Source organism: Janthinobacterium sp. GW822-FHT07A03, from assembly GCF_058798815.1.
This window is the reverse complement of sequence record NZ_JBXAKW010000003.1, coordinates 125,607-149,872: the sequence shown is the minus strand read 5'-3', so window position 1 is coordinate 149,872 and position 24,266 is coordinate 125,607. Positions and strand designations below refer to the sequence as shown.

18 protein-coding genes are annotated in these 24,266 nt (G+C 65.2%); 9 read left to right on the top strand and 9 right to left on the bottom strand.

Annotation, left to right across the window (positions count from 1 at the left end):
• Positions 1-22: 22 nt before the first annotated feature.
• Genes AC1RJW_RS10260 through AC1RJW_RS10245 form a run of 4 tightly spaced genes read right to left on the bottom strand, consistent with a single transcriptional unit; the run spans position 23 to position 7,266 of the window.
• Positions 23-1,828 (bottom strand): J domain-containing protein, encoded by a 1,806-nt coding sequence (locus AC1RJW_RS10260; RefSeq protein WP_493044826.1) that lies wholly within the window; start codon positions 1,826-1,828, stop codon positions 23-25.
• Positions 1,829-1,870: 42 nt separating this feature from the next.
• Entirely contained in the window at positions 1,871-3,547 is a 1,677-nt protein-coding gene (locus AC1RJW_RS10255) for a hypothetical protein (protein WP_493044825.1), read from the bottom strand.
• Positions 3,548-3,559: 12 nt separating this feature from the next.
• Positions 3,560-5,269 carry a molecular chaperone HscC gene (locus AC1RJW_RS10250; protein ID WP_493044824.1) on the bottom strand — a complete coding sequence of 570 codons (1,710 nt, stop codon included), beginning with the start codon at positions 5,267-5,269 and terminating at the stop codon, positions 3,560-3,562.
• Positions 5,269-7,266, bottom strand: coding sequence for a DNA topoisomerase IV subunit B (locus AC1RJW_RS10245; protein ID WP_326457346.1), 1,998 nt, complete (start codon positions 7,264-7,266; stop codon positions 5,269-5,271). The genes AC1RJW_RS10250 and AC1RJW_RS10245 overlap by 1 nt, the downstream gene beginning before the upstream one ends.
• A gap of 463 nt (positions 7,267-7,729) precedes the next feature.
• Here AC1RJW_RS10245 and kdpF point away from each other — a divergent pair, with 463 nt between their 5' ends.
• The 7 genes from kdpF (at position 7,730) to AC1RJW_RS10210 (ending at position 16,676) form a co-directional block, all read left to right on the top strand.
• The gene (kdpF, locus tag AC1RJW_RS10240) at positions 7,730-7,819 is read left to right on the top strand and encodes a K(+)-transporting ATPase subunit F (protein WP_034746483.1); all 90 of its coding nucleotides are present in this window, start codon (positions 7,730-7,732) and stop codon (positions 7,817-7,819) included.
• Positions 7,819-9,624, top strand: coding sequence for a potassium-transporting ATPase subunit KdpA (gene kdpA / locus AC1RJW_RS10235; RefSeq protein ID WP_493044823.1), 1,806 nt, complete (start codon positions 7,819-7,821; stop codon positions 9,622-9,624). Before kdpF ends, kdpA begins: the two co-directional genes overlap by 1 nt.
• Before the next feature lie 9 nt (positions 9,625-9,633).
• A complete protein-coding gene (gene kdpB / locus AC1RJW_RS10230) occupies positions 9,634-11,712 on the top strand; it encodes a potassium-transporting ATPase subunit KdpB (RefSeq protein WP_493044822.1) in 2,079 nt (692 codons plus the stop codon).
• Positions 11,713-11,722: 10 nt separating this feature from the next.
• On the top strand, positions 11,723-12,298 hold the full coding sequence (gene kdpC / locus AC1RJW_RS10225) for a potassium-transporting ATPase subunit KdpC (RefSeq protein WP_493044821.1): 576 nt from the start codon (positions 11,723-11,725) through the stop codon (positions 12,296-12,298).
• A gap of 58 nt (positions 12,299-12,356) precedes the next feature.
• Positions 12,357-15,098 (top strand): DUF4118 domain-containing protein, encoded by a 2,742-nt coding sequence (locus tag AC1RJW_RS10220; protein ID WP_493044820.1) that lies wholly within the window; start codon positions 12,357-12,359, stop codon positions 15,096-15,098.
• Complete coding sequence (kdpE, locus tag AC1RJW_RS10215; RefSeq protein WP_493044819.1) at positions 15,095-15,793, top strand: two-component system response regulator KdpE; 699 nt, start codon at positions 15,095-15,097, stop codon at positions 15,791-15,793. The genes AC1RJW_RS10220 and kdpE overlap by 4 nt, the downstream gene beginning before the upstream one ends.
• 133 nt (positions 15,794-15,926) lie before the next feature.
• Complete coding sequence (locus tag AC1RJW_RS10210) at positions 15,927-16,676, top strand: TorF family putative porin (protein WP_493044818.1); 750 nt, start codon at positions 15,927-15,929, stop codon at positions 16,674-16,676.
• A 54-nt stretch (positions 16,677-16,730) separates the two neighbouring features.
• On the opposite strand, the gene AC1RJW_RS10205 is transcribed toward AC1RJW_RS10210, so the two are convergent.
• From AC1RJW_RS10205 to AC1RJW_RS10195, 3 genes are read right to left on the bottom strand one after another with little or no spacing between them, the layout of a single operon-like run.
• A complete protein-coding gene (locus AC1RJW_RS10205) occupies positions 16,731-17,240 on the bottom strand; it encodes a P-loop NTPase family protein (RefSeq protein WP_493044817.1) in 510 nt (169 codons plus the stop codon).
• A 10-nt stretch (positions 17,241-17,250) separates the two neighbouring features.
• A complete protein-coding gene (gene dapA / locus AC1RJW_RS10200) occupies positions 17,251-18,288 on the bottom strand; it encodes a 4-hydroxy-tetrahydrodipicolinate synthase (protein ID WP_493044816.1) in 1,038 nt (345 codons plus the stop codon).
• On the bottom strand, positions 18,285-18,584 hold the full coding sequence (locus AC1RJW_RS10195; RefSeq protein WP_244556192.1) for a hypothetical protein: 300 nt from the start codon (positions 18,582-18,584) through the stop codon (positions 18,285-18,287). The genes dapA and AC1RJW_RS10195 overlap by 4 nt, the downstream gene beginning before the upstream one ends.
• 218 nt (positions 18,585-18,802) lie before the next feature.
• Here AC1RJW_RS10195 and AC1RJW_RS10190 point away from each other — a divergent pair, with 218 nt between their 5' ends.
• Together AC1RJW_RS10190 and AC1RJW_RS10185 are read left to right on the top strand one after the other, a co-directional pair.
• Positions 18,803-19,804 carry a gamma-glutamyl-gamma-aminobutyrate hydrolase family protein gene (locus AC1RJW_RS10190; protein ID WP_493044815.1) on the top strand — a complete coding sequence of 334 codons (1,002 nt, stop codon included), beginning with the start codon at positions 18,803-18,805 and terminating at the stop codon, positions 19,802-19,804.
• Entirely contained in the window at positions 19,801-20,880 is a 1,080-nt protein-coding gene (locus AC1RJW_RS10185) for an alginate lyase family protein (protein WP_493044814.1), read from the top strand. The genes AC1RJW_RS10190 and AC1RJW_RS10185 overlap by 4 nt, the downstream gene beginning before the upstream one ends.
• Here the strand turns inward: AC1RJW_RS10185 and AC1RJW_RS10180 are convergent, their stop codons facing one another.
• Positions 20,881-23,352, bottom strand: a complete 2,472-nt coding sequence (locus AC1RJW_RS10180; protein ID WP_493044813.1) for a TonB-dependent siderophore receptor — start codon at positions 23,350-23,352, stop codon at positions 20,881-20,883.
• Positions 23,353-23,447: 95 nt separating this feature from the next.
• Positions 23,448-24,254, bottom strand: a complete 807-nt coding sequence (locus AC1RJW_RS10175; protein WP_493045149.1) for a FecR family protein — start codon at positions 24,252-24,254, stop codon at positions 23,448-23,450.
• Positions 24,255-24,266 lie beyond the last annotated feature (12 nt).

Here is a 24,266-nt window from a genome sequence, read left to right as displayed (position 1 = left end):
GCGGTTGAATTCGTGGGGCTGATTATGACAGCCGGGATTTGGAAAAGGACTTGCCGTACGTCAGATACATATAGCGCAAGGTCAGATACAGCACGGCCAGGGCCAGCTCCACGCTGTTGTGCATCATCTGCATGGCGCGGATGGCCGGGGGCTGGCCGGCCAGCACGACGCTGGCGAGGGACGGCACCAGTATCACCGGCCAGATCGTCTTCCATTTGAAATCGGTGGGGGAAAACAGCAGGCCGGCGCACGACCAGGCATACAGCGCGGCGCCGACGAGGGCGGCCGGCAGCTGCTGCAAATACAGCAAGGACAGCAGGCCCGCACAGCCGATCAGCCATGCCGCGCGCAGGCGGGGCAAGAGCGCCTCCGGCCAGCCGCAATCGCCATACAGGCCGGTGGCGCTGCGCAGGGCCAGCGCCGCCAGACAAAACATCATCGGCATGGCGTCGCCGATGGCCAGCGCCGGCTGGCCCTTGCCGCTCATGAACATGGCGGCGAACAGCGACATGCCCAGGACCAGGAGCAGCAGCATGCCATGCAGCAGCTGGCGGTTCATCGCATACGCGAGCAGGGCCGACGCGCACAGGCCGCCCGCGGTGACGAGGCGCATGGTGTCGCTGCGTTCGGGCAGGAACAGCATCAGCGCCAGTACGAGGTAGGGCGCGATCCAGCCCAGTTGCCGCAAGCCGGGCCGATGCCACAGCACGGGCAGGCGGTCCTGCAGCGCTTCCTGCAGCGAGTCCAGCCGCGCGAACAGGGGCGCCGGCCACCGCAAGGCATGCATGGCCAACAGGGCAAAGGTTAGCGCCTGGAAACCGAGCAGGCTGGCATAGGCGGCCGTGTCGCCGAGCTTGAAGCCGGCCGCATCGAGCACGCCCGCGAGCATGAAGTGCAGCACGAAGCCCAGGCCGCCCGACGCGAGCGCCGTCTGCTTGAAGTAACGTTTGCCATGCACGGCGTGTTCCCACTGCTCGAACAGGTCCGTATCGAGCTTGTAGGCCAGCATCTCGCCGTGCTGCCAGCGTATCGCGTGCAGCAGCTCGCGCAGCTGCAGCGTGAATTTTTCATCGAACAGCTGGCGCGCGTAGGCGCTTGGCGGCTGCTGCGACATGATGCAGTCCAGGCCCGGGTAGCTGTCGCGGTTGTCGCTGAAATGGGCGAACGAGCGGTCGGCCCGGTAGCGCTGCACGGCGGCGCGCACCAGGTCCGCATGGCTGCGCGCCAGGTAGGAAAAGTCGTGCTCCCAGTCCAGCTGCTCGAACAGGGCCTGGCGCAGCGCCAGGTCATAGCCGGCGCTGGCGCAATAGCGCAGCGCGCACAGGTCGAATTCTTCGCGCACGTCGAGGTTCAGCATGGCGTCGTCCTGCAGCATGCGGGCCAGCGCGTCGCCCGCATCCGCGTGCCGCATCCATGCCAGGCAGCCTTGCCAAAGATTGGCCGCTTCCTGCGCCGGATCGATGGCGACCACGCCCCATAGTTCCGGCGGCGGTGCCTGGTTCTGGGCGATGACGCCCCACAGTTCCGCGTGCGCTTGCTGCGCGGGTTCGTCGATGACGCCCCACAGGTCGGCCGGCTCCATGGGCGGCGCTTCTGGCGTTTCCGCCACCGCCGCTTCGGCCGCTTGCGTTTCCGGCAGCTCACCAGCAAACAGGTGCGCATGGCACAGCGCGTATTCATACGCTTCGCGCAGCTCCTGGAAGGCGGCAGGATCGTCTTCGGGACGCGTCGCCTTCAGGCGCTTCGCATACGCGCGCTTGAGGGCGCGCTCGTCGCCGGTCGGCTCCGTGCCGAGGATGGCCCACAGGCCGCGCTGGCCGTTGTGCATGCCATCACTCATCGATAGCCCCGTCGATCCATGACCGGAAAATCAGGAAAAATAGTTTTCATCTTGTTCCGCATGATACATATTGGTCAGCATGAAAATGGTCACGATTAGCAGCAAGGGCATCAGGAATACGAGGCGGGTATCGGGCAGGCCGTCCAGATAATCGCGCACATGATCCCAGCCGCCTTTCAGGAACAGCAGGGGCCATATCAGCATAACGGGCGGCAATTTAGTGGGCGTGAAGCGGGACAACAGGATGCCGCTCAGGCACCATAGCCACGTCAGCAGGACCGGCAAGGCCGCCGGCAGGATGCCAGGTGCCAGCATGATCAACAGTACCGGCAGGCTACATAGCCATGCCAGGCGCACTACCCTCAGCCTGGCGGGCGGCCAGCCCGATGCCAGGAACAGCCGTACCCCACCGCGCATGGCCTGCGCCAGCAAGCAGGTGCAGAACGACAGCAGGACACCGTTGCCGTAGTTGCCGAAGCCGCATTCTCGCATCAGCATGGCCGATGCCAGCGCCAGTGGCATCAGCAGAAGTAGATGATACCAGCGCAGGACGACGGATGCCGCCAACAGCGCCAGTAATGCGCACACCATCAGTCCTGGCTGCATTACGTAGGACAACGGCCGATAGCCGCCAGGCAGGAACAGCGGCAGCGATAGCAGCACGAATGGCGGCAGCCAGCCCAATTGCCAGCTGGCCTGGTAGCGCCGCTGGTGCAGGTAGATATCCAGTCTGCGCTCCTTGAACTGTGCCATCCTGGCCAGCAGCTTGCGTGGCGGCAGGAATGCCAGGGCCGCGAAGACGCAGAACGTCAGGGCCTGCGTGCCGAAAAAGGCGATGGCGTTGAAATACGCGATTTTCTCACCCTCCCGGAGAGACTCGAATACGAGGGCGATGATGAACAGCACCAGCCCGACAATGAAGGAGTGCACCGCCGTATCGACATGATAGCGTTTGGCGCTGGCGTGCCGCTCCCACCAGTCGAGTACCTCGGGATTGACGCGGTACGCGAGGAAATCCTGGTGCTGCCAGCGCAGCCGCGTGATCAACTCGAGCAGGGTGCGCGTAAAGATCTTGTCACCCAGCAATCCCGTATAGGCAGGAGGGCGGGGCGCCAGCAGCACTTTCAACGCGGCCTTCTGCTGATGGTCGCCATGCAGCAGGAACTCATGCGAACGGGCGGCGTTGTAGCGTGCCATCGTGGTATGCGCATCGTCGCGGTTGATCTTCTCCAGGCGCTGGAAATATTTTTGCCACTCAAAGTGTGCGACCAGGGCGTCGCGCTCCTCGTCGCCGCAGATCTCGCTGGCGCAATAGTCCAGCGCCAGGCGCTCGAATTGTTCGCGCACGGCGAAATCGAGCAGCTGTTCGCTGGCCGCCAGCGCCGCCAGGCTTTCGAGCGGGTGCTCATGGTTATTCTCGCGCCAGGCGAAAAATGCCTCTTGCGACCGTTGCACCGCGTCCGGCACGGTGACAGTCTGGCGATGGGAAGGCGGGGCTTCAAGCGGGGCGGCAAGGCCGGCTTCCTGCTTCTGCGTGGCGAGATGCAGCGCGTATTCATAGGCGTCGCGTAGCTCCTGGAAGGCGGCAGGATCGTCTTCGGGACGCGACACCTTCAGGCGTTTCGCATACGCGCGCTTGAGGGCGCGCTCGTCGCCGGTCGGCTCCGTGCCCAGGATGGCCCACAGGCCGCGCTGGCCGTTGTGCATGCCGCCGTCCATTTACAGGAAACTCTCGCTCTCGACCTGGCGCAACACCTCGTCGAGCGCCTGGCGCGCCTTGCGGATGGTGGCCGGGTCCTGCGTTTCCAGCGCGGCCTGGAAGTTGGCCGTGTGCGCCGCCAGGTACTGGCGCACGTCGCCCAGCGACTGTTCGTACAGGCGGTCGGCGCGCGTGACCAGGGTGCGGTTTTCCATCTGCTCGCGCGGGTGGATCTTCAGGTCGGCCAGTTCCGCAAAGCGCTGCTCGATCTGTTCCGGCGTCATCACGCCCGCGTTGTCGCTGATGATCATCTTGTGCTTTTCCTGCGTGGCCAGCACCGTCACTTCCGCTTCCAGCACGCCGCTGACGTCATAGGTGAAGCGCACGTCGATGCCGATCTCGCCCGCCTTTTTCGCGGGGATCGGGAAGCTGATCTTGCCCAGGAAGACGTTGTCGGCCACCAGGCGCGACTCGCCCTGGAAGATCGCCACGTTGATTTCCTTCTGGTTGTCGTGGATGGTGGTGATGTTTTCCGTGCGCGAGACGGGCACCACGGAGTTGCGCTCGATGATGGGCAGGTAATGCCCGCCCTCATACTGGTTCGCGCCGACCTGGCGCGAAATCGAAATGCCCAGCGAATACGGCGCCACGTCCGTCATGACCACTTCGTCGAGGGCCACGTCGCGCATCTTCAGACCCGCCTGCACGGCGGCGCCCAGCGCCACGGCTTCGTCCGGGTCCAGGTGGATGGCGGGGAAGCGGCCGAACATGCGCGAGACGAGTTTACGCACCAGCGGCATGCGCGTGGCGCCGCCGGCCAGCACCACTTCATTCAATTCCGCCGCGCGGATGGTGGCGTCGCGCAGCGCCCGTTCCACGGGCAGGCGCAAACGGGCCAGCAGCGGTTCGCACAACTGCGCCAGCTTGTCTTCGCCGATCTCCCAGCTGTACTCCTTGTCCTGGTAGCGCGTGGCCATGCGCACGGACGGCTGGTCTGACAGCAATCGCTTGACGCGCTCGGCTTCGTCGCGCAGCAGCTGCTGCTGGCGCGGGTCGAGCAGGCGGCTGCCGACGGCGCCGCGCAGGCCGCTGCCTTCCATGAAAGCGTCGACCAGCACGGTGACGAAGTCTTCGCCGCCCAGAAAATTATCGCCGGCCGAGGCGCGCACTTCCATCACGCCTTCGAACAGCTCCAGGATCGACACGTCGAACGTGCCGCCGCCCAGGTCGAAGACGAGAAATTTGCTTTCCTGTTCCTTGTCGCGGATGCCGTAGGCCAGCGCGGCGGCCGTCGGCTCGTTGAGCAGGCGCTCCACGCGCAGCCCCGCCAACTGGCCGGCGATGCGCGTGGCCTTGCGCTGCGCATCGCTGAAATACGCGGGCACGGTGATGATGGCTTCCTCGACCTTGTGGCCCAGGAAGGCTTCGGCATCTTCCTTCAGCGCGCGCAGCACCATCGACGACAGCTCTTCCGGGCGGAATTGCTGCGTGCCGAGGGTGATCTTCTTTTCGCTGCCCATGTAGCGCTTGAAGACGGCCGCCGTCAGTTGCGGGTGCGTCTGCAGCCGTTCGCGCGCGGCGCGCCCCACCAGCACGGTGCCGTCGTCGTCGATGCTCACGCACGACGGTGTCAGGTGTTCACCGAGCGCATTCGGGATGATGGCAGCCTTGCCGTCGCGCCAGATGGCAACCAGGCTGTTGGTGGTGCCCAGGTCGATGCCGATGATCATCAGATATCCGCCTCCGCCTCATTGCCGTGTTCCTCGATCCAGGCGCGGCGTCCTGCCGCTTCGCCCTTGCCCATCAACATATTGAAGCGGGACGCCGAGGCCATGTGGTCGATTTCACCGAGCGTGACGGGCAGCAAACGGCGCGTGTCCGGGTTCATCGTCGTTTCCCACAGCTGCTCGGCGTTCATCTCGCCCAGGCCCTTGAAGCGCGAGATCGACCAGGCGCCCTGTTTCACGCCTTCCTTGCGCAGCTTGTCCTCGATGGCCAGCAGTTCGCCGTCGTCGAGCGCATAGATTTTCTGCATCGGCTTCTTGCCGCGCGCGGGCGCGTCCACGCGGTACAAAGGCGGACGGGCGATGCAGATGTGGCCCTTGTTGATCAGGACGGGGAAGTGCTTGAAGAACAGGGTCAGCAGCAGTACCTGGATGTGCGAGCCATCCACGTCCGCATCGGACAGGATGCAGATCTTGCCGTAGCGCAGGCCCGACAGGTCGGGCGAGTCGCCCACGCTGTGCGGATCGACGCCGATGGCCACCGCGATGTCGTGGATCTCGTTATTGGCGAACAGGCGGTCGCGGTCCGTCTCCCACGAGTTCAACACCTTGCCGCGCAGGGGCAAGATCGCCTGGAATTCCTTGTCGCGGCCCATCTTGGCCGAACCGCCCGCCGAGTCGCCCTCGACGAGGAACAGTTCATTGCGCGCGATGTCCGACGATTCGCAGTCGGTCAGCTTGCCCGGCAATACGGCCACGCCCGAGGATTTTTTCTTTTCCACTTTTTGCAGTGAACGCTGGCGCGACTGCGCCTGCTTGATCACGAGCTCGGCCAGCTTCTTGCCATAATCGACGTGCTGGTTCAGCCACAGTTCCAGCGGCGGCTTGGTGAAGGTCGACACGAGGCGCACGGCGTCGCGCGAATTCAGGCGTTCCTTGATCTGGCCCTGGAATTGCGGGTCCAGCACCTTGGCCGACAGCACGAAGGAAGCGCGCGCGAACACGTCTTCCGGCAGCAGTTTCACGCCTTTGGGCAGCAGCGAGTGCATTTCGACGAAGTTTTTCACGGCGCCGAACAGGCCGTCGCGCAAGCCCGATTCATGCGTGCCGCCATTCGAGGTGGGAATCAGGTTGACATACGATTCGCGCACGATGGCGCCTTCTTCCGTCCACGCCACGACCCAGGCCGCGCCTTCGCCTTCGGCAAATCCTTCCGAGTCCGGGCCCGCGTATTGCGCGCCTTCGAACAGGGGAATCAGGGTTTCGCCATTCGATACCTGCGCCAGCGTTTCGGTCAGGTAGCCGCGCAAGCCTTCCGCGTACTGCCAGGTCTGCGTATCGCCCGTCTTCGCGTTGGTCAGCGTGACGGTGACGCCCGGCAGCAGCACGGCTTTCGAGCGCAGCAGGCGTTGCAGCTCCGTTTGCGAGATGTTCGGCGAATCAAAGTATTTTGCATCGGGCCAGGCCGTGACGCGCGTGCCCGATTTTTTTCCGTCGCGCGGGGCGGGGCGGGAACTCAGGGGCTCGATCACGTCGCCGTTGGCAAACACCATGTGATGCAGGCCGTTGCCGTCGCTTTCCTTGCGCCAGACGGTGATTTCCAGGCGCGTCGACAGCGCATTGGTGACGGACACGCCGACGCCGTGCAAGCCGCCCGAGAACGCGTAGGCGCCGCCCGAACCCTTGTCGAACTTGCCGCCCGCGTGCAGCCGTGTAAACACGATTTCCACCGTCGGCACGCCTTCTTCCGGGTGCAGGCCGACGGGAATGCCGCGGCCATTGTCTTCGACGGTGATGCTGCCATCCGTGTTCTGCGTCACGGCGATATGCGTGCAATGACCGCCCAGCGCCTCGTCGGAGGCATTGTCGATCACTTCCTGAATGATGTGCAGCGGATTTTCAGTGCGGGTGTACATCCCCGGGCGCTGCTTGACGGGTTCCAGTCCTTTCAGGACACGGATGGATGATTCGCTGTAGTCGGATGCTGGTTTTTTAGTGGCCATACGTGTTCAAGCTAAGTAAAGACAGTGGTTGGAACGCCAGGCCAGGGCACTGCGGGGCGCAATGACAGCGGCGGCGATAACTGTATGAATATACAGTATATCCCGTCCAGCGTCACTGGGGGAGGGCAGTGCGGCAGGCTTGGCGTCCTTGTGCGGACGCTCGCGCATTCTATCTTGTCCGGCGAGCAATAGCGCTACTCCAGGGCAACAACGGTGCGCCGCGCGCGTGGTTTTGCGCCAATTGTGATGGATTTAATGCGGTAAAGCCGCCTTTTTTACATCTTGTTTACAGCTGCCTTCCCAGTCTTTACGAATTTTTTAGACCCTTTTGGCTAATCTGCTCACTATCAAAACAAACCTGAATGAGGGTGGGAATGGATCTCGTATATCTCGGCTTGATTGCCGTGTTTTTCGTCGTGGCGGCCGGCTTTGCCGTCGCCTGCGACAAATTAGGGAGCGTCAAATGAACGCGTTTTATGTGCTGGGCGCCGTCGTCTCGGCCGGCCTGCTCGTGTACCTGCTGGTGGCGCTGCTGAAGGCGGAGGAACTGTGATGACGACGCAATCGATACTGTTATTGGTGGCCTTCCTGGCGGTGCTGCTGGCCGCCGGCTATCCGCTGGGCCTGTACATGGCCAGGGTGGCCGGCGATGGCCCCGTGCGCGGCCTGGGCTGGCTGCAAAAGCTGGAAAACCTGCTGTACCGCTGGTCCGGCCTTCCCGCCGACAAGGCCATGGGCTGGAAAAGCTATGCCATCGCCCTGATCGTCTTCAATACCGTGGGCGCCGTCTTCGTCTACGGCCTGCAGCGCCTGCAGGGTTTCCTGCCCTTGAATCCCCAGGGCCTGGGCGCCGTCAGCCCCGATTCCTCGTTCAATACCACCGTCAGCTTCGTCGCCAATACCAACTGGCAGGGCTACGGCGGTGAACAGACCATGAGCTATCTGACGCAGATGCTGGGCATGGCATGCCAGAACTTCTTTTCGGCGGCCACCGGCATCGCCGTGATCTTCGCGTTGGTGCGCGGCTTCGCCTCGCGCTCGGGCAAATCGATCGGCAATTTCTGGGTTGACCTGGTGCGCTCGACCCTGTATATCCTGCTGCCGCTGTCCCTGGCCTTGTCCGTCGTCTTCATGGGCGAAGGCATGATCCAGAATTTTTCCGCCTACAAGGAAGTGACCCTGCTCGACCACGTGGCGTATGAAACGCCGAAGGTGACGGCTGACGGCCAGCCCGTGCTGGACGCCGCCGGCAAACCCGTGATGGAAGCGCAAGTGGCGACGACGCAGACAATCGCCATGGGCCCCGTCGCGTCGCAGGAGTCGATCAAGCTGCTGGGCACGAATGGCGGCGGCTTCTTCAATGCCAATTCCTCGCACCCGTACGAAAACCCCACCGTGCTGTCGAACTTCCTGCAGATGCTGGCCATCTTCATCATTCCCGCCGGCCTGTGCTTCACGTTCGGCCGCATGGTGGGCGACATGCGCCAGGGCTGGGCCGTGCTGGCCGCGATGACCCTGATCTTTGTCGTCATGACGGCCGGCGTGATGAGCGCCGAGCAGCAAGCCAATCCTGCCTTGCAGGCCTTGGGCGTGGACCAGCAGGCCAGCAGCCTGCAATCGGGCGGCAATATGGAAGGCAAGGAAACGCGCTTCGGCATCAGCTCCTCGACCCTGTTCGCGGCGGTGACGACGGCCGCATCGTGCGGTGCCGTCAATTCCATGCACGACTCCTACATGCCCCTGGGCGGCATGGTGCCGCTGCTGCTGATGCAGTTCGGCGAAGTGATCTTCGGCGGCGTGGGCACGGGCCTGTACGGCATGCTGATGTTCGCCATCCTGGCCGTCTTCATCGCCGGCCTGATGATAGGCCGCACGCCTGAATACCTGGGCAAGAAAATCCAGGCGTATGAAATGAAGATGGTGTCGCTGGCCATCCTGATTACGCCAGCCCTCGTATTGACGGGCACGGCGATCTCCGTGATGGTCGAACCGGGCAAGATCGGCGTGGCCAATCCGGGCGCGCACGGTTTCTCCGAGATTCTGTACGCCTTCACGTCGGCGGCCAACAACAACGGCAGCGCGTTTGCCGGCCTGTCCGCCAACACGCCGTTCTACAACGTGATGCTGGCGATCGCCATGTGGTTCGGCCGCTTCGGTGTGATCGTGCCCGTGCTGGCGGTGGCCGGTTCGCTGGCGGCCAAGCAGCGCCTGTCGGCCAACGCGGGCACCATGCCGACGCATGGTCCCATGTTCATCGGTCTGCTGATCGGCGTCGTCGTGCTGGTTGGTGTATTGAATTACGTTCCCGCGCTGGCCCTGGGCCCGATCGTCGAACACCTGCAACTTTTCATCAAATAAGAGGCTACCATGTCACGCACAAGCCTGACTTTGTTCGATTCCGCACTGATTGGCCCAGCCATCGTCGATGCGTTCAAAAAACTCGACCCCCGCACGCAGTGGCGCAGCCCCGTGATGTTCGTCGTCTATGTCGGCAGCATCATCACGACCCTGCTGGCCATCCAGGCCCTGAATGGCCAGGGTGAAGCGCCGTTCGGCTTCATCGTCGCCGTCGCCGTGTGGCTGTGGTTTACCGTGCTGTTCGCGAACTTCGCCGAAGCGCTGGCCGAAGGCCGCAGCAAGGCCCAGGCGGCCTCCCTGCGCGCGCTGAAGCAGACGGTGATGGCAAAGAAAATGCAAACGCCGAAATACGGCACCTCCTGGCTGCCCACGCCTGCGACCGACCTGCGCAAGGGCATGACGGTGCTGGTCGAGGCGGGCGACGTGATTCCCGCCGACGGCGAAGTGACGGCCGGCGTGGCCTCCGTCGACGAAAGCGCCATCACGGGCGAATCGGCGCCCGTCATCCGCGAATCGGGCGGCGACTTTTCCGCCGTCACGGGCGGCACCCGCGTGCTGTCCGACTGGCTGCTGGTGCGCGTTTCCGTCAACCCGGGCGAAGCCTTCATCGACCGCATGATCGCCATGGTCGAAGGCGCCAAGCGCCAGAAGACGCCGAACGAGATCGCCCTGACGATTTTATTGGTGGCCCTGTCGATCGTGTTCCTGATCGTCACCGTGACCTTGCTGCCGTACTCGCTGTTTTCCGTGGCGGCGGCCGGCAGCGGCACGCCGGTGACGATCACCGTGCTGATCGCGCTGCTCGTGTGCCTGATTCCGACCACCATCGGCGGCCTGCTGTCGGCCATCGGCGTGGCCGGCATGAGCCGCATGATGCAGGCCAATGTGATCGCCACCTCGGGCCGCGCCGTGGAAGCGGCCGGCGACGTGGACGTGCTGCTGCTCGATAAGACGGGCACCATCACCCTCGGCAACCGCCAGGCGTCGAGCTTCGTGCCGGCGCCCGGCGTGACGGAACAGCAGCTGGCCGATGCGGCGCAGCTGGCCTCGCTGGCCGATGAAACGCCGGAAGGGCGCAGCATCGTCGTGCTGGCCAAGCAGAAGTTCAACATCCGCGAACGCGAGATGGCCAGCCTGCACGCCACCTTCGTGCCGTTCACGGCGCAGACGCGCATGAGCGGCGTGGATATTCCGGGCGAGCAGCAGGTGCGCCAGCTGCGCAAGGGCGCGGCCGATTCCATGAAAAAGTATGTGGAAGCGCTGGGCCAGCCGTATCCGGCCGAGGTGGGACGCGCCGTCGACGACATCGCGCGCCGCGGCAGCACGCCGCTGGTGGTGGTGGACGACGGCCGCGTCATGGGCGCCGTGGAACTGAAGGATATCGTCAAGGGCGGCATCAAGGAGCGCTTCGCGGAATTGCGCCGCATGGGCATCAAGACGGTGATGATCACGGGCGACAACAAGCTGACGGCGGCCGCGATTGCCGCCGAAGCGGGCGTGGACGATTTCCTCGCCGAGGCGACGCCGGAAGACAAGCTCAAGCTGATTCGCAGCTACCAGTCCGAAGGCCGCCTGGTGGCGATGACGGGCGACGGCACCAACGATGCACCGGCGCTGGCCCAGGCCGACGTGGCCGTGGCCATGAACTCGGGCACGCAGGCGGCAAAGGAGGCGGGCAATATGGTCGACCTCGATTCGAACCCGACCAAGCTGCTGGAAATCGTTGAAATCGGCAAGCAGATGCTGATGACGCGCGGTTCGCTGACGACGTTCTCGATCTCGAACGACATCGCCAAGTACTTCGCCATCATCCCGGCCGCCTTCGTGGGCACCTATCCGCAATTGAAGACACTCGACATCATGCATTTGGCCAGCCCCGCCTCGGCCATCATGTCGGCCGTGATCTTCAATGCCCTGATCATCGTCGTGCTCATTCCGCTGGCGCTGAAAGGCGTGCAGTACCGGGCCATCGGCGCGGCCAGCCTGTTGCGCCGCAACCTGCTGATCTACGGCCTGGGCGGGATTATTTTGCCCTTCATCGGGATCAAGCTGATCGACATGCTGCTGTCCGCCATCAATTTAGTCTAAAGGAACCATCATGAGCACTATCGTCCGTCCCGCCCTGGTCCTGTTTGCCGCGCTGACCGTGATCTGCGGCGTCGTCTATCCGTTTGCCACGGCCGGCATCGGCCAGCTGGCCTTCAACGATGAAGTCAACGGCAGCATCGTCGAGCGTGGGGGCAAGCCCGTCGGCTCGACCCTGATCGGCCAGTCCTTTACCTCGCCCAAGTATTTCTGGGGCCGGCCGTCGGCCACCGCGCCGATGGCCAATAACGGCGCCGGTTCGGGCGGCTCGAACCAGGGGCCGACCAATCCCGCCCTGGTGGACGCCGTCAAGGCGCGCATCGCCGCCCTGCAGGCAGCCGATCCCGGCAACCGCAAGCCGATCCCCGTCGACCTGGTGACGGCGTCGAGCAGCGGCCTGGATCCGGAAATCAGCCTGGCGGGCGCCCTGTACCAGGCACCGCGCGTGGCTCGCGTACGTGGCGTGCCGCTGGCGCAGGTGGAAAACGCCATCGCCAAGGTGCAGAAAACCGCGTATATCGGCTTTTTCGGCGAACCGCGCGTGAATGTGCTGGAACTGAATCTGGCGCTCGATGCGGCCGCGAAGTAAGATGATGCAGGGGCAGAGCCGCCGGTTTTGCTCCTGGTTTTGATATAAAAAGATACCCATGCTCCCCAACGACAGCCAACGCCCCGACCCTGATGCCCTGCTGGCGCAAGTGCAGGCGCAGGAACAGAAAGCCGCGCGCGGCCGGCTGCGCATCTATTTCGGCGCCTCGGCCGGCGTCGGCAAGACTTACGCGATGCTGGCGGCCGCCCGCAAATTGCTGGCCGACGGCCAGGACTTGCTGGTGGGCGTGGTGGAGACGCATGGGCGCCAGGATACGGCGGCCCAGCTGGACGGCTTGCCCGTGCTTCCGCTCAAAGCCATCGAGTACCGGGGCAAGACCCTGTACGAGTTCGACCTCGACGAGGCCCTGCGCCGCGCGCCGCCGCTGATACTGATGGATGAACTGGCCCATTCGAACGTGGCCGGTTCGCGCCATCCTAAGCGCTGGCAGGACGTCGAGGAATTGCTGGCGGCCGGCATCGACGTGCTGTCGACCGTGAACGTGCAGCACCTGGAAAGCCTGAACGACGTGGTGGGCGGGATCACGGGCGTGCGCGTGGCCGAGACCCTGCCCGACACGGTGTTCGACCGCGCCGATGAAGTGGTGCTGGTCGATATCCCCGCCGATGAACTGCTGCGCCGCCTGAAGCAGGGCAAGGTGTATCAGCCGCAGCAGGCCGAACGGGCATCGCAGCATTTTTTCCGCAAGGGTAACCTGATCGCCCTGCGCGAGCTGGCCTTGCGCCGCACGGCGGACCGGATCCAGGATGACGTGCAGGCCTACCGCGTCGAAAAATCGATCAATCCCGTGTGGAAGACGGGCGCCGCATTGCTGGCCTGCGTGGGACCGCACGCGGGGGGCGAACACGTGATCCGCAGCACGGCGCGCCTGGCCAGCCAGCTGAACGCGGAATGGCACGCGCTGTACGTGGAAACGCCGCGCTTGCAGCGCCTGCCGGCGGGCCAGCGCGAACGCATCCTGAAAACCCTGAAGCTGGCGCAGGACCTGGGCGCGCGCACGGCCATTGTGCCGTCCGCCGACATCGCCGGCGCCGTGGTCGAGTATGCGCGCGGCGCGAATATCTCGAAAGTCATCGTGGGGCGTGGCCGCGGCGGCGCGCTGGCGCGCCTGTGGCAGGCGCCGCCTGCCGCGCGCATGGCCAGCCTGGCGCCCGATATCGACCTGATCGAAGTGGGCTTGCCGCCGGCCGATGCTGCGCCCCGGCGCGCGGCGGGCGACGATGCGGAGGCGCCGCGCCGGCCATCGCGTCACTGGCGCTACATCCTGGCCGCCGGCGCCAGCCTGGGCACGGCCCTCGCGTCGGTCCCGCTGCAGCCCTACCTGGACCTGGCCAACATCGCCATGCTGTCCCTGCTGACGGTGGTGCTGGTGGCCGTGCGCCTGGGACGCGGCCCGGCGGCATTGGCCAGCCTGGTGGGCGTGGCCTGCTTCGATTTCATCTTCGTGCCGCCCCGTTTCTCGTTTGCCGTGGGCGATTTCCAGTATGTGATCACGTTTGGCGTGATGCTGGCCGTGGGCCTGATCACGGGCCACCTGACGGCCGGTCTGCGCTTCCAGGCGCGCGTGGCCTCGCACCGCGAAGCGCGCGCCCGCGCCCTGTACGAATTCTCGCGCGAATTGTCCGGCGTACTGCAGACGGAGCAGATTTTCGACATCACGAAAAGCGCCATCGAACGGGCGTTCCGCGCGCGCGCCACCTTGCTGCTGCCCGATGACGAGGGCAGCTTGCAGGCCGCGAACGGCGGCGAACCGCTCGATATCGGCATCGCGCAATGGGCCTTCGACCACGCGCAGGCGGCGGGGACGGGCACTGATACCTTGCCGGCTTCGCCCATTTTCTACCTGCCGCTGATCGCGCCGATGCGCACGCGCGGCGTGCTGGCGCTGCTACCGCTCGATGGCGCGCAGCGCGGGCGCTGGCTGCTGGTGCCGGAACAGCGCCAGCACCTCGATACCTTTGCCGCGCTGGCGGCCATCGCCCTCGAGCGCGTGCACTACATCGACGTGGCCCAGGGCGCGCTGCTGCAGATGGAATCGGAGCGGCTGCGCAATTCGCTGCTGGCGGCCCTGTCGCACGACTTGCGCACGCCCTTGACGTCGCTGGTGGGCCTGGCCGAATCGCTGGCGCTGTCCCGGCCTGCGCTGTCGCCCGCGCAGCTGGACATGGCGCGCTCGCTGCAGTCCGAAACCGTGCGCATGAGCGCCCTGGTGGCGAACTTGCTGGACATGGCGCGCATCGAGAGCGGCCAGGTGCGCCTGAACCTGCAATGGCAGGCGCTGGAAGAAGTGGTGGGCAGCGCGCTGCGCGCCAGCGGTCCGCAATTGCAGCAGCACGCCGTGCAGACGCAGCTGGCGCCGGACCTGCCGCTGGTGCGCTACGATGCCGTGCTGATCGAGCGCGTGCTGTGCAACCTGCTGGAAAACGCGGCCAAGTACACGCCGCCCGGCAGCACCATCACGGTCGCGGCCGGGGTGCACGGCCAGTTCCTGCAGGTGACGGTGCTTGACGATGGCCCGGGCCTGCCGCCCGGCCGCGAAGAAGCCATCTTTGAAAAATTCACGCGCGGCGAGCGCGAATCGAACAAGCCGGGCGTCGGCCTGGGGCTGGCCATTTGCCGCGCCATCGTCGAAGCCCACGGCGGCACCATCCACGCGCAGCCCCACGTGCCGGGGCAGGGCGCCGCCATCGTCTTCAGCCTGCCGCTGGGCACGCCTCCTGCGCCGCCGGAGATCGAGCTCGATGACGCCAACGACCATGAAACAGGAAAACCAACATGAACGAACCTTCCGCCACTGCCTTGCTGGTCGAGGATGAACCGCAAATCCGCCGCTTCGTGCGCGCCGCGCTGGAAGACGAGGGCTGGCAGATTTTCGAGTCCGCCACCATGCAGCGGGGCCTGATCGACGCGGGCACGCGCCGGCCCGACCTGATCGTGCTGGACCTGGGGCTGCCCGACGGCGACGGCATCGATTTCATCGCTGACATCCGCAAATGGTCGGCCGTGCCCATCATCGTGCTGTCGGCGCGGGTCGACGAGCAGGACAAGATCCGCGCGCTCGATGCGGGCGCCGACGACTATCTGACCAAGCCGTTCGGCGTGGGCGAGCTGCTGGCCCGCGTGCGCGCCACCTTGCGCCGCCAGCGCCAGCCCGCCGCCAGCGACGATGGCGTGGTGCAGTTCGGCGACGTGCGCGTCGACCTGAAGGACCGGCTGGTCACGCGCAACAAGCAACTGGTGCACATGACGCCGACGGAATTTCGCCTGCTGTCGGTGCTCGTAAAGAACGCGGGCAGGGTGGTCACCAATCCGCAGTTGCTGCGCGAAGTGTGGGGGCCGTCGAACAGCGAAAATGGCCATTACCTGCGCATCTACATGGGCCATCTGCGCCAGAAGCTGGAAGCCGATCCGGCCCAGCCGCAGTACCTGCTGACGGAAACGGCCATCGGTTACCGCTTGCTGCTGCCGCTCTAACACCTGTTATTTCCCCTGTTTGAAAACAGGCGCCGCGCGCGCCGGGGGGACGCTTTACTTTAAATTTTTGCAGCGGCGGGCCAGCTGCGCCATGTTGGCAAAGGCCCATACCACCCATGAAGAAGAAAAAACCATGAATAAAATGCTACTTGCACTTGCCGTCGCCACCTCCTTGACGGGTAGCCTGGCCCACGCGGACGAGGCCAAGGCCGACAATGAAGTCAGTTTCAACGTGGCCGGTGTGTCCGACTACCGTTACCGGGGCATCTCGCAGACGCGCTTGAAGCCCGCGCTGCAAGGCGGCGTGGATTACATCAACAATCCGACGGGCTTGTATGCGGGCGCCTGGGCCTCCACCATCAAGTGGACGAAGGATGCGGGCGGCAGCGGCGACGTGGAAGTGGACCTGTATGCGGGCAAGCGCGGCCAGTTGGGCGGCGATGTTGGCTATGACGTGGGCGTGCTCGCGTATGTGTACGCCGACAACGGCTTGAAGCACGTCGCCGGCCTGGCCGACGCGGATACGCAGGAAGTCTACGGCCAGCTGTCGTACGGCCCCGCCTACGTCAAGTATTCGCATGCCGTCTCGAACCTGTTCGGCATCGTCAACAGCAAGAACAGCGGCTACCTCGATATCGGCGCGACTATCGACCTGACGAACGGCTGGACCGGCAACCTGCATGCGGGCCACCAGAAGGTCAAAAACAATGATGCGGCTAGCTACACGGACTGGAAAGTGGGCGTTACGCGCGACTTCGGTTTTGTTTCGGGCGCGCTGGCCGTGATCGGCACGAACGCGGGCAAGTCCGCCTATGCCTCGCCCGTGAATGGCAAATTCATGGGCAAGACGGCGCTGCAGCTGACGGTCAGCAAGACGTTTTAATTGACAGGGGAGGGAGGCGGCGCATGCGCCGCCTTTTTTGCGTGCCCGGACGGGCTAGGCAGAAAGGTTGAAAACGGCGCAATACAGCTGTTCCAGACCGACTACGCGGGCGGCTGGAATTCGCGCGGCCAGGGCGTGGGCGGGCGCCGCTTGCGTGTCCCTTGCCAGCAGGACGCGCAGGCCGGGATTGACGCTGCGCGCGTGCGCGATGCGGCGCGCCAGGCCCGTTTGCGCTCCGGCGTCGACGACGCCGTCGAGCGGCACCACCAGTACGCGCGCGGCGATCAGGGCCGAACGGCTGCCCATGGAGTCGCGGCCTTCGCTGTCGATGACGATGTCGTGGTAGCAGTGCACCAGGTGCTCGAGCTCCGGCTGCAAGCCCTTGGCGCTGATGGCGCGCGCCATCAGGCGAGGCCGCGTCAAGCTGCCGTGCATGGCGCCGTCGTGCAGGTTCCTGGCTTGCGCCATGGCGCCCTGGCGCGGATCGGCATCGAGTAGCAATACCTTGCGTCCGGCCAGCGCGCGCGAGGCGGCCAGCCGTCCGGCCAGGATGGATTTCTCCATCCCCCCGCGTTCATCCGTGATGGCGATGATCATCTTGGCGCACGGCTGGCATGATGTTGGCAGGGGAAACCAGTTGCAGCAGACAGCCTTCGCGCGGCGCATCCCTGTCGCCCGCGGTCCATGCGGGCAGCTGCATCAGTGGCTCCAGCGTTTCGGCCAGGGCGGCCTGGCCGGTGGCGGACATGGGCGTCATCGGCAAACGCAATGCGTCGCGTACCTTGCCCTGCATGGCCAGCGCGGCCTTCACGGGAGCGGGATTCGGTTCGGCAAACAGCAGGCGGATAACGGGCAGCATGGTCTTGAACAGGGCGCCGGCCGCGCCGTGGCGGCCCTGCCTGACGAGGTGGTACAGCTGCGCATACAGGTCGGGGCGCACTTGGGCGGCGGCCGACATGGCGCCGTGGCCGCCCATGGACAGGCTGGCCAGCAGCAGCGCGTCGTCGCCGCACAGCACGTCCAGGCGGGTGTCGAGCAGCAGTTCGCCCAGCTGCTGCAGCTTGCCGCCCGCTTCCTTGATGGCGACGAAGTGCGAGTCGCGCGCCAGCAGCGCCGCCGTCTGCGGTTCGATATTGACGCCCGTGCGGGCCGGCACGTTGTACAGCACGATGGACTGGTCGGTGGCGGCGGCGATGGCCTGGAAGTGGCGCACGATGCCGTCCTGCGAAGGGCGCACATACGCTGGTGCCGAGACCAGCAGACCGGCCAGCGGATGGTCGTTGTAGCGCTGCACCGTGGCGACGACGCTGCGCGTATCGCTGCCGCCGATCCCCATCACGACGGGGAAGCGGGGGCCGACGGCTTCAAGCACGCTGTCGAGCAGCATGCTCTGTTCCGCAGCGCTCAGCATGGCCGCTTCGCCCGTGGTGCCGCACACCACCAGGCCATCGACGCCGCTGGCGGCCAGTTCGCACGCGAGCCGCTGGGCCGCGTCGAAGTCGATGTCGCCATCGCCGTCGCAAAATGGCGTGACCATCGGCACCCAGATGCCCTGGAAGTGCGCGGTGATGCGCGATGAAGACATGGCCTGTTCGCAGGAATACTGGTTCATAGCGATTTCCCCTGGCTGATGCGGCCAAATTCCGCCGCCGGCAGCAGGCGCATGACGGCATCCATGGTCAGGCGCAGCGCCGGTTCCGTCACGCACAGCCAGACCTTCATGCGCTCGGCATGGTCGACCGCCTCGACGCGCATGAACGACAGCATGCCGCCGCAGGTCCTGACGACCAGCTGGCGCAGCTCGGCCAGGCAGGCTTTGTCGACCGTGATGTGCATGAGGAAGGTGGGCAGGCGGGGATGGCGGTGGGGCAGTGCTTGATGCGATGGCAGGCGTGAATGGGGTTCCATGGTGGCTTTGCAGCGGTGGTTGAGGTACGTTCAAGATTAGCAGCGGGGGCGTAAAGATTCTCTAAAAAGCGGGGCCGCCGGCGTAAACGGGCTGTATGCAGGCGGCGTGAGTGTGTTGCGCAGAGGCCCCGCGCGTGGGCTTTTGTTACAAAATTGAATCGTGCTTTCGGGGGAGGGGGTTTATATTGAAAACGTCTCCGCTTTCAGTCAGCCTTGCCATGTCAGACGAAAAAGATCCCCAGCAGCCGCCATCCACCGATCCCGCAGCGCCAGCGCCGTCCCGGCCCGACCGGGTAGGCCGCCGGGCGCCCGATGATGAGCACCGCGCGCGCGATGCCGCGCCGCGCTACCTGAAGGATAACGACACGCCGCTGGCGCTGGCCTGGCGGGTGATCTCGTCGCGCTACCGTTCCATGCGCGACAAGGCCAGCCGCGATTTCATGCGGCGCACCCTGCGTATCGGCATCTCGGCGCGCATTTTCCACCCCGAGCCGGGCGCCACTGGCCTGCGCAGCAAGAACCTGCAATACCTGGAAGAGTCGATTGCCCAGTGGGTCATGTCGCGCGACGTGCTGGTATTCATGATCCCGACCGTCAATACCAGCGGCCAGCTACACCCGAGCAATATCACCCTGCGCCACTATGCGCGCCACCTGGACGGCCTGGTGCTGCAGGGCGGCGCCGACGTCTCGCCACAGACGTATTCCGAGGCGGCCACGCGGCCCGAATGGAACGGCGACCGCGCGCGCGACCTGTACGAGCTGGAACTGCTGCATGAATTCGTCGATGCGGGCAAACCCGTGCTGGGCATTTGCCGCGGCTGCCAACTGATCAACGTGGGCTTTGGCGGCACCCTGTACCAGGACATCGCCTCGGACGTGGCAGGCGCGACTTCCCATGTCAACGACCTGTATGACCGCCACCGCCACACCATCGTCTTCCCGAAAGGCTCGTCCCTGGCGGGCATGTTCCCGAAGGCGGGCGAGGCGCTCGTCAATTCCATCCACCACCAGTCGGTCAAGGATCTGGGGCACGACGTCACCGTGGAAGCGTATTCGCAAGGGGACAACATCGTCGAGGCCATCCGCTACCAGCGTGCCCGCTTCGTCATGGGCTTGCAGTGGCACCCGGAATTCCATTCGGCGGGCGGCGTCGAGCTGCTCGATTGCACGCCCATCCTCGATAACTTTTTGCGCGCGGCGCGGGAGACGCGGTTTTGAGTACGCATCTGATCCGCCGGCGCGCCGTGCTGGCCGGCCTGCTGGCGCTGCCCCTGGCGGGCTTGCGCGCGGCGACGCGCCCGCATGAAGGCGCGCCGCCGTTTGCGCTGACGTCCGCCGCGCGCGCACGCACGCTCAAGGCGCGGGTGGCGCCGGCCATCGCTGAACAGGTGGTCAAGGCGGCGCGCAAGGACGCTGCGCGGCCCGTGCACCTGATGGCGCAAGTGCGCACGGGCGGCTTGCTGAAGGGAGAGGGCGGGCGCGAGACCAGCCAGCAGGCGCAGGAAGACTGGCGCCAGGCGCGCTTGCAGGCGCTGGCCTGGCGGCTGTCGGGCGAGATGCCGCATTTCGAGGCGGCGCGCCAGCTGCTGCTGGCCTGGAGCGGCAGCTATCAGCCCTCGTTCAGCCCCGTCGACGAGACGGAACTGGCCAGCCTGCTGATGGGATTTGACCTGGTGCAGGAGCGCTTGAACGGTATCGAGCGCGAGCAGGTGCGGGCGTTTTGCCGCACCCTGGCGCACGGTTATCTGAGTGATCCGATCAAGGTGGGAGGCCCGTCCACGGCGCGCAACAACTGGCACAGCCACCGCATCAAGATCGGCACGGCCGCCGCGTATGTCACGGGCGACGCCTTGCTGGTCGCGCGGGCGAAGGAACGCTTCCTGGCGCATGTGCCGCGCAATATCGGCGCCGGCGGCGTGCCCTTCGACTTCGAGCAGCGCGACGCCCTGCACTACACCACCTACAGCCTGGAGCCGCTGCTGACGACGGCCCTGATGGCGCAGGCGCATGGCGACGACTGGTATGGCGCGCCGGAAGCGCGGCGCCTGGCCGAGGCGCTGGCCTGGCTGGCGCCGTATGCGCAGGGCAAAAAGACGCACGAGGAGTTCGCGAAAAGCGCCGTGCCCTTCGACCGCAAGCGCGTGGCCGCCGGTGAAAAGGGCTTTACGGGGAATTGGGAGACCAAGGGCGCCGCCAATGTGTATCTGCTGGCGGCGCGCTTCGATCCCGCTTACCTGTCCCTGGCGCTGGAATTGCGCCCGCCAGCCTGGGCGCTGGCGCTGTATGGCAGTTAGTTAGAACTTCGTGCGCACGGTGAACATCACGTTGCGCGGTTCGCCATAAAAGCCCGTCTGGAACAGGCCCAGGCCCGTCAAGTACTTCTTGTCCAGCAGGTTGTTCACGTTGAGGCTGGCCGTGACGTTCTTGCTGATCTCGTAGCGCGCCATCAGGTTGACCAGCGCGTAGCCGCCCTGCTTGATGCGTGAATAATCCTCGATGGCGGGATTCCAGATATTGCCGTCGTAGCTGCTTTGCCAGTTGATGCCGCCACCGACGGTCAGCTTGTCCAAGCTGGCCGGCAGGCGCCACGAGCCTTGCAGGCGTACCAGGTGGGCAGGCTGCGTGGTTTGCAGCATGGTGGAAAAGACATCCTTGCCATCCGCGTCGCGCACATGCGAATACGTGTAGCCGGCGCTCAGCTTCACATCTTTCATTACTTCGCCCGTCACCTCCATTTCCACGCCACGGCTGGTGACGCCATCGATGGCTTTATACGCTTCTTCGCCGTTGACTTCACCGACAGAGCTGGCCACGTTGCTCTGGCGGATCTGGAACAGGGACGCGCTGGCATTGACCTTGCCATCGAGATATTCGGCTTTCACGCCTGTCTCGATACCTTTGCCGCGCACGGGCGACAGAAACCGACGGTTCACATCGCGGTTGCTTTGCGGAGCGAAGATGCTGGTATAGCTGCCGAAGAGGGAATACGTCTTGTCGAGGTCATACACGACGCCCGTATACGGGGTGATGACGTTGCTTTCCTCGATACGCGAGGTGATGCGCGCGGTCTTGGGGTCGAAGAAGCTACGGTCCTGCTCCAGCTTGTAGCTGCTCACGCGCGCGCCGACGATGACGGACAGCGCGTCGGCCGGATGCAGGCGCACGGCGCCATACAGGCCGCTCTGGCGCGTGCTGTCGTTGTCGTTGCCCAGGCGGGTAAATGCGGGTTCCGCATACTGGCCGCGCCAGTCGAAATAGCTGCCTTCCACGGGTGGGTAGACCGATTCGTAGACGGGGCCGTCCTGCTTCGCGCTGGAATGGGAATAGCCGATCATCGCTTCATGGCGACGGCCAAAGGCGGTAAACGGCCCGCTGGCGTCGACGTTGACGGTGGTCTGGCGGCGGTCGCCCTTGTATTTGCCCATGAAGAAATAGGCGCCTTCGCCCGTGACGGGGTCGGGATTGCCGCCGCTGGCCGAACCGAGCACGCTGTCATGCTTGCTGCGCAGCTGGTTGGCGCTCAGTGTCAGTTTCCACTCGTTGGCGAACGTGTGTTCGAGCGACGAGAACAGCGTGGTGTTCTGCATGTCGCGGCGGCTCCAGCCGGTGGCGGGATTCCACGCGGTGGGGAAATCCGTGTGGGTGCCGTCGGCCAGCAGCACGGGGAAGCCCGTCCAGGTCGAGCCGCGCGGCTTGTAATCCTGGTGCGTAAAGCCGGCCGTCAGCAGGGTGACGGGTGTCAGGTCCGCCTCGACGATGCCGTAGGCGACGGATTTTTGCTGCTTGTAGCGGTCCAGGTAAGAGTGCTTGTCCTGGTAGGCACCCACCAGGCGGCCGCGCACCGTGCGGCTGTCGTTCAGGGGGCCGGAGACATCGGCCTCGCCCCGGTAGTTGTCCCACGATCCCGCGCCCACGGTGGCCGCGCCCTCGAAGCTGGCAGTGGGACGCTTGCGCACCATGTTGACGGTGGCGGACGGGTCGCCCGAGCCGCTCATCAGGCCCGTCGCGCCCTTCAGCACTTCGATGCGGTCATAGATGGCCATGTCGCTGTTGGTCGTGCCCCAGTCGTAGACGCCGTCATAGATGGCCGACACGCCGTCATACTGGAAATTGGTGACGGCAAAGCCGCGCGCCTGGAAGCTCCAGCGGTCGCTGTCGTAGTTTTGCACGCTCACGCCATTGACGTTCTTCATGACGTCGGAGACGGCGTTGCTGTTCTGGTCATCCATCTGCTGGCGCGTGACGATGGTCAGCGACTGCGGCGTTTCGCGCTGCGTCAGTGCCAGGCCCGTGGCGCCGCTGGCGGGGCCGCCCGTGTAGCTGCCCGTGCCGCTGGTGGCAGCGCTGCGCTCGGCCGCCGCCACCACGGTGACGCCGCTCATGACGGCCATGCCGCGACTGTCCGCCGTGGGAGCGTTCGCGCCGGCGGGGATTTTTTGCAGCAGGTAGCCGCCATTCGATTGCGGCACGGCTTGCAGGCCGCTGCCGGCCAGCAGCACGCGGAAACCATCGTGCAGGCTGTAGCTGCCTTGCAGGCCGGCGCTGCGCAAGCCTTGCGTGGTATCGCTGGAGAAGGACAGCAGGATGGCGCTGTCGCTGCCGAAGCGCGTCAGCACGTCGCCCAGCGCGCCGGCCGGAATGCTGTAAGCGCGTACTTGCCGGCTTTGCGCCTGGGCTGGCGCCGGCAGGGCCAGGGCCATGCCGATCTGCGCCAGGGCGCAGGCCAGAACGGTACGGGTAAGGAGGGAACGCGAAGCGTGGTGCATGGAAAAAAGCCTTTCGTGGATGCGCAAGATGGAGACTGCCTACCTTCCAAGTCACGCGAGCACGCTAAAACAGCTCACTTTGCAGAAAATATTTTTCAGCAGGCCGCCAGTTCGATGCGCACCACCTGATGGCCCCAGAAGCGCGTGATGGTATTGCGCCGTAACTGCAGGCTGGCGCTGACGGCATCGACGATGGCATCGACGTCGGCCAGCGGGTAGGAGCCGGACATGCGCAAACCGGCGATGGCGGGCGTGCAGCTCAGCGGATGGTCGCTGTAGCGCGACAGCTCGGCGAGGAAATCGGCCAGGCGCATGTCGCGCGCCACCAGCATGCCATCGAGCCACGCGCCGCCGTACGGCACCAGCGCCTGGCGGTGATAACCATCAGTGTCGAAATGCGCGCCTTCGCCGGGGCGCAGTACCAGGCGCTGGCTGCCGTCACCGGCCAGCACGGCGACGGCCCCTTCGAGCACGCCGGCGCTGACGTATTGCTCGTGCAGGCGCACGGTGAAACGCGTGCCCAGCGCCTGCAGGCTGCCATGCGGCGTGTCGACGAAGAACGGCCGTTGCGCCGCATCCTTGCCAGTGGCGATGAAGATTTCGCCGGCCAGCAGGTCGATGCGGCGCTGCGCGCCGTCGTAAGCGATATTCACGGCGCTGCTGGTGTTGAGCGTGAGCTGCGTACCATCGTTCAAGGTCACCACGCGGCGCTGGTTGATGCCCGTGCGGTAGTCGGCCGTCCAGCTGCGCCATGGGCTGCGGCGTTCGAATGCATACAGCGAGGCGCCGCAGGCCAGCAACAGTGCCAGCGTCTTGACGGCGCGGCGGCGCGGCGCGTTGGCTTGCACGCAGGCGCGCAGCAGGGTCGCGTGCGTCCCGGGCGGCAGTTGCTCGTGCTGCATTTGCAGCTGCTG

Coding starts and splice junctions, on each gene's coding strand:
- dapA (WP_493044816.1), bottom strand. CDS start 18,288: ATGAACCAGTATTCCTGCGAACAGGCCATGTCTTCATCGCGCATCACC.
- AC1RJW_RS10245 (WP_326457346.1), bottom strand. CDS start 7,266: ATGGCCACTAAAAAACCAGCATCCGACTACAGCGAATCATCCATCCGT.
- AC1RJW_RS10255 (WP_493044825.1), bottom strand. CDS start 3,547: ATGCACAACGGCCAGCGCGGCCTGTGGGCCATCCTGGGCACGGAGCCG.
- kdpA (WP_493044823.1), top strand. CDS start 7,819: ATGACGACGCAATCGATACTGTTATTGGTGGCCTTCCTGGCGGTGCTG.
- AC1RJW_RS10195 (WP_244556192.1), bottom strand. CDS start 18,584: ATGGAACCCCATTCACGCCTGCCATCGCATCAAGCACTGCCCCACCGC.
- AC1RJW_RS10220 (WP_493044820.1), top strand. CDS start 12,357: ATGCTCCCCAACGACAGCCAACGCCCCGACCCTGATGCCCTGCTGGCG.
- kdpC (WP_493044821.1), top strand. CDS start 11,723: ATGAGCACTATCGTCCGTCCCGCCCTGGTCCTGTTTGCCGCGCTGACC.
- kdpE (WP_493044819.1), top strand. CDS start 15,095: ATGAACGAACCTTCCGCCACTGCCTTGCTGGTCGAGGATGAACCGCAA.
- AC1RJW_RS10205 (WP_493044817.1), bottom strand. CDS start 17,240: ATGGAGAAATCCATCCTGGCCGGACGGCTGGCCGCCTCGCGCGCGCTG.
- kdpF (WP_034746483.1), top strand. CDS start 7,730: ATGAACGCGTTTTATGTGCTGGGCGCCGTCGTCTCGGCCGGCCTGCTC.
- AC1RJW_RS10180 (WP_493044813.1), bottom strand. CDS start 23,352: ATGCACCACGCTTCGCGTTCCCTCCTTACCCGTACCGTTCTGGCCTGC.
- kdpB (WP_493044822.1), top strand. CDS start 9,634: ATGTCACGCACAAGCCTGACTTTGTTCGATTCCGCACTGATTGGCCCA.
- AC1RJW_RS10260 (WP_493044826.1), bottom strand. CDS start 1,828: ATGCACAACGGCCAGCGCGGCCTGTGGGCCATCCTCGGCACGGAGCCG.
- AC1RJW_RS10210 (WP_493044818.1), top strand. CDS start 15,927: ATGAATAAAATGCTACTTGCACTTGCCGTCGCCACCTCCTTGACGGGT.
- AC1RJW_RS10175 (WP_493045149.1), bottom strand. CDS start 24,254: ATGCAGCACGAGCAACTGCCGCCCGGGACGCACGCGACCCTGCTGCGC.
- AC1RJW_RS10190 (WP_493044815.1), top strand. CDS start 18,803: ATGTCAGACGAAAAAGATCCCCAGCAGCCGCCATCCACCGATCCCGCA.
- AC1RJW_RS10250 (WP_493044824.1), bottom strand. CDS start 5,269: ATGATCATCGGCATCGACCTGGGCACCACCAACAGCCTGGTTGCCATC.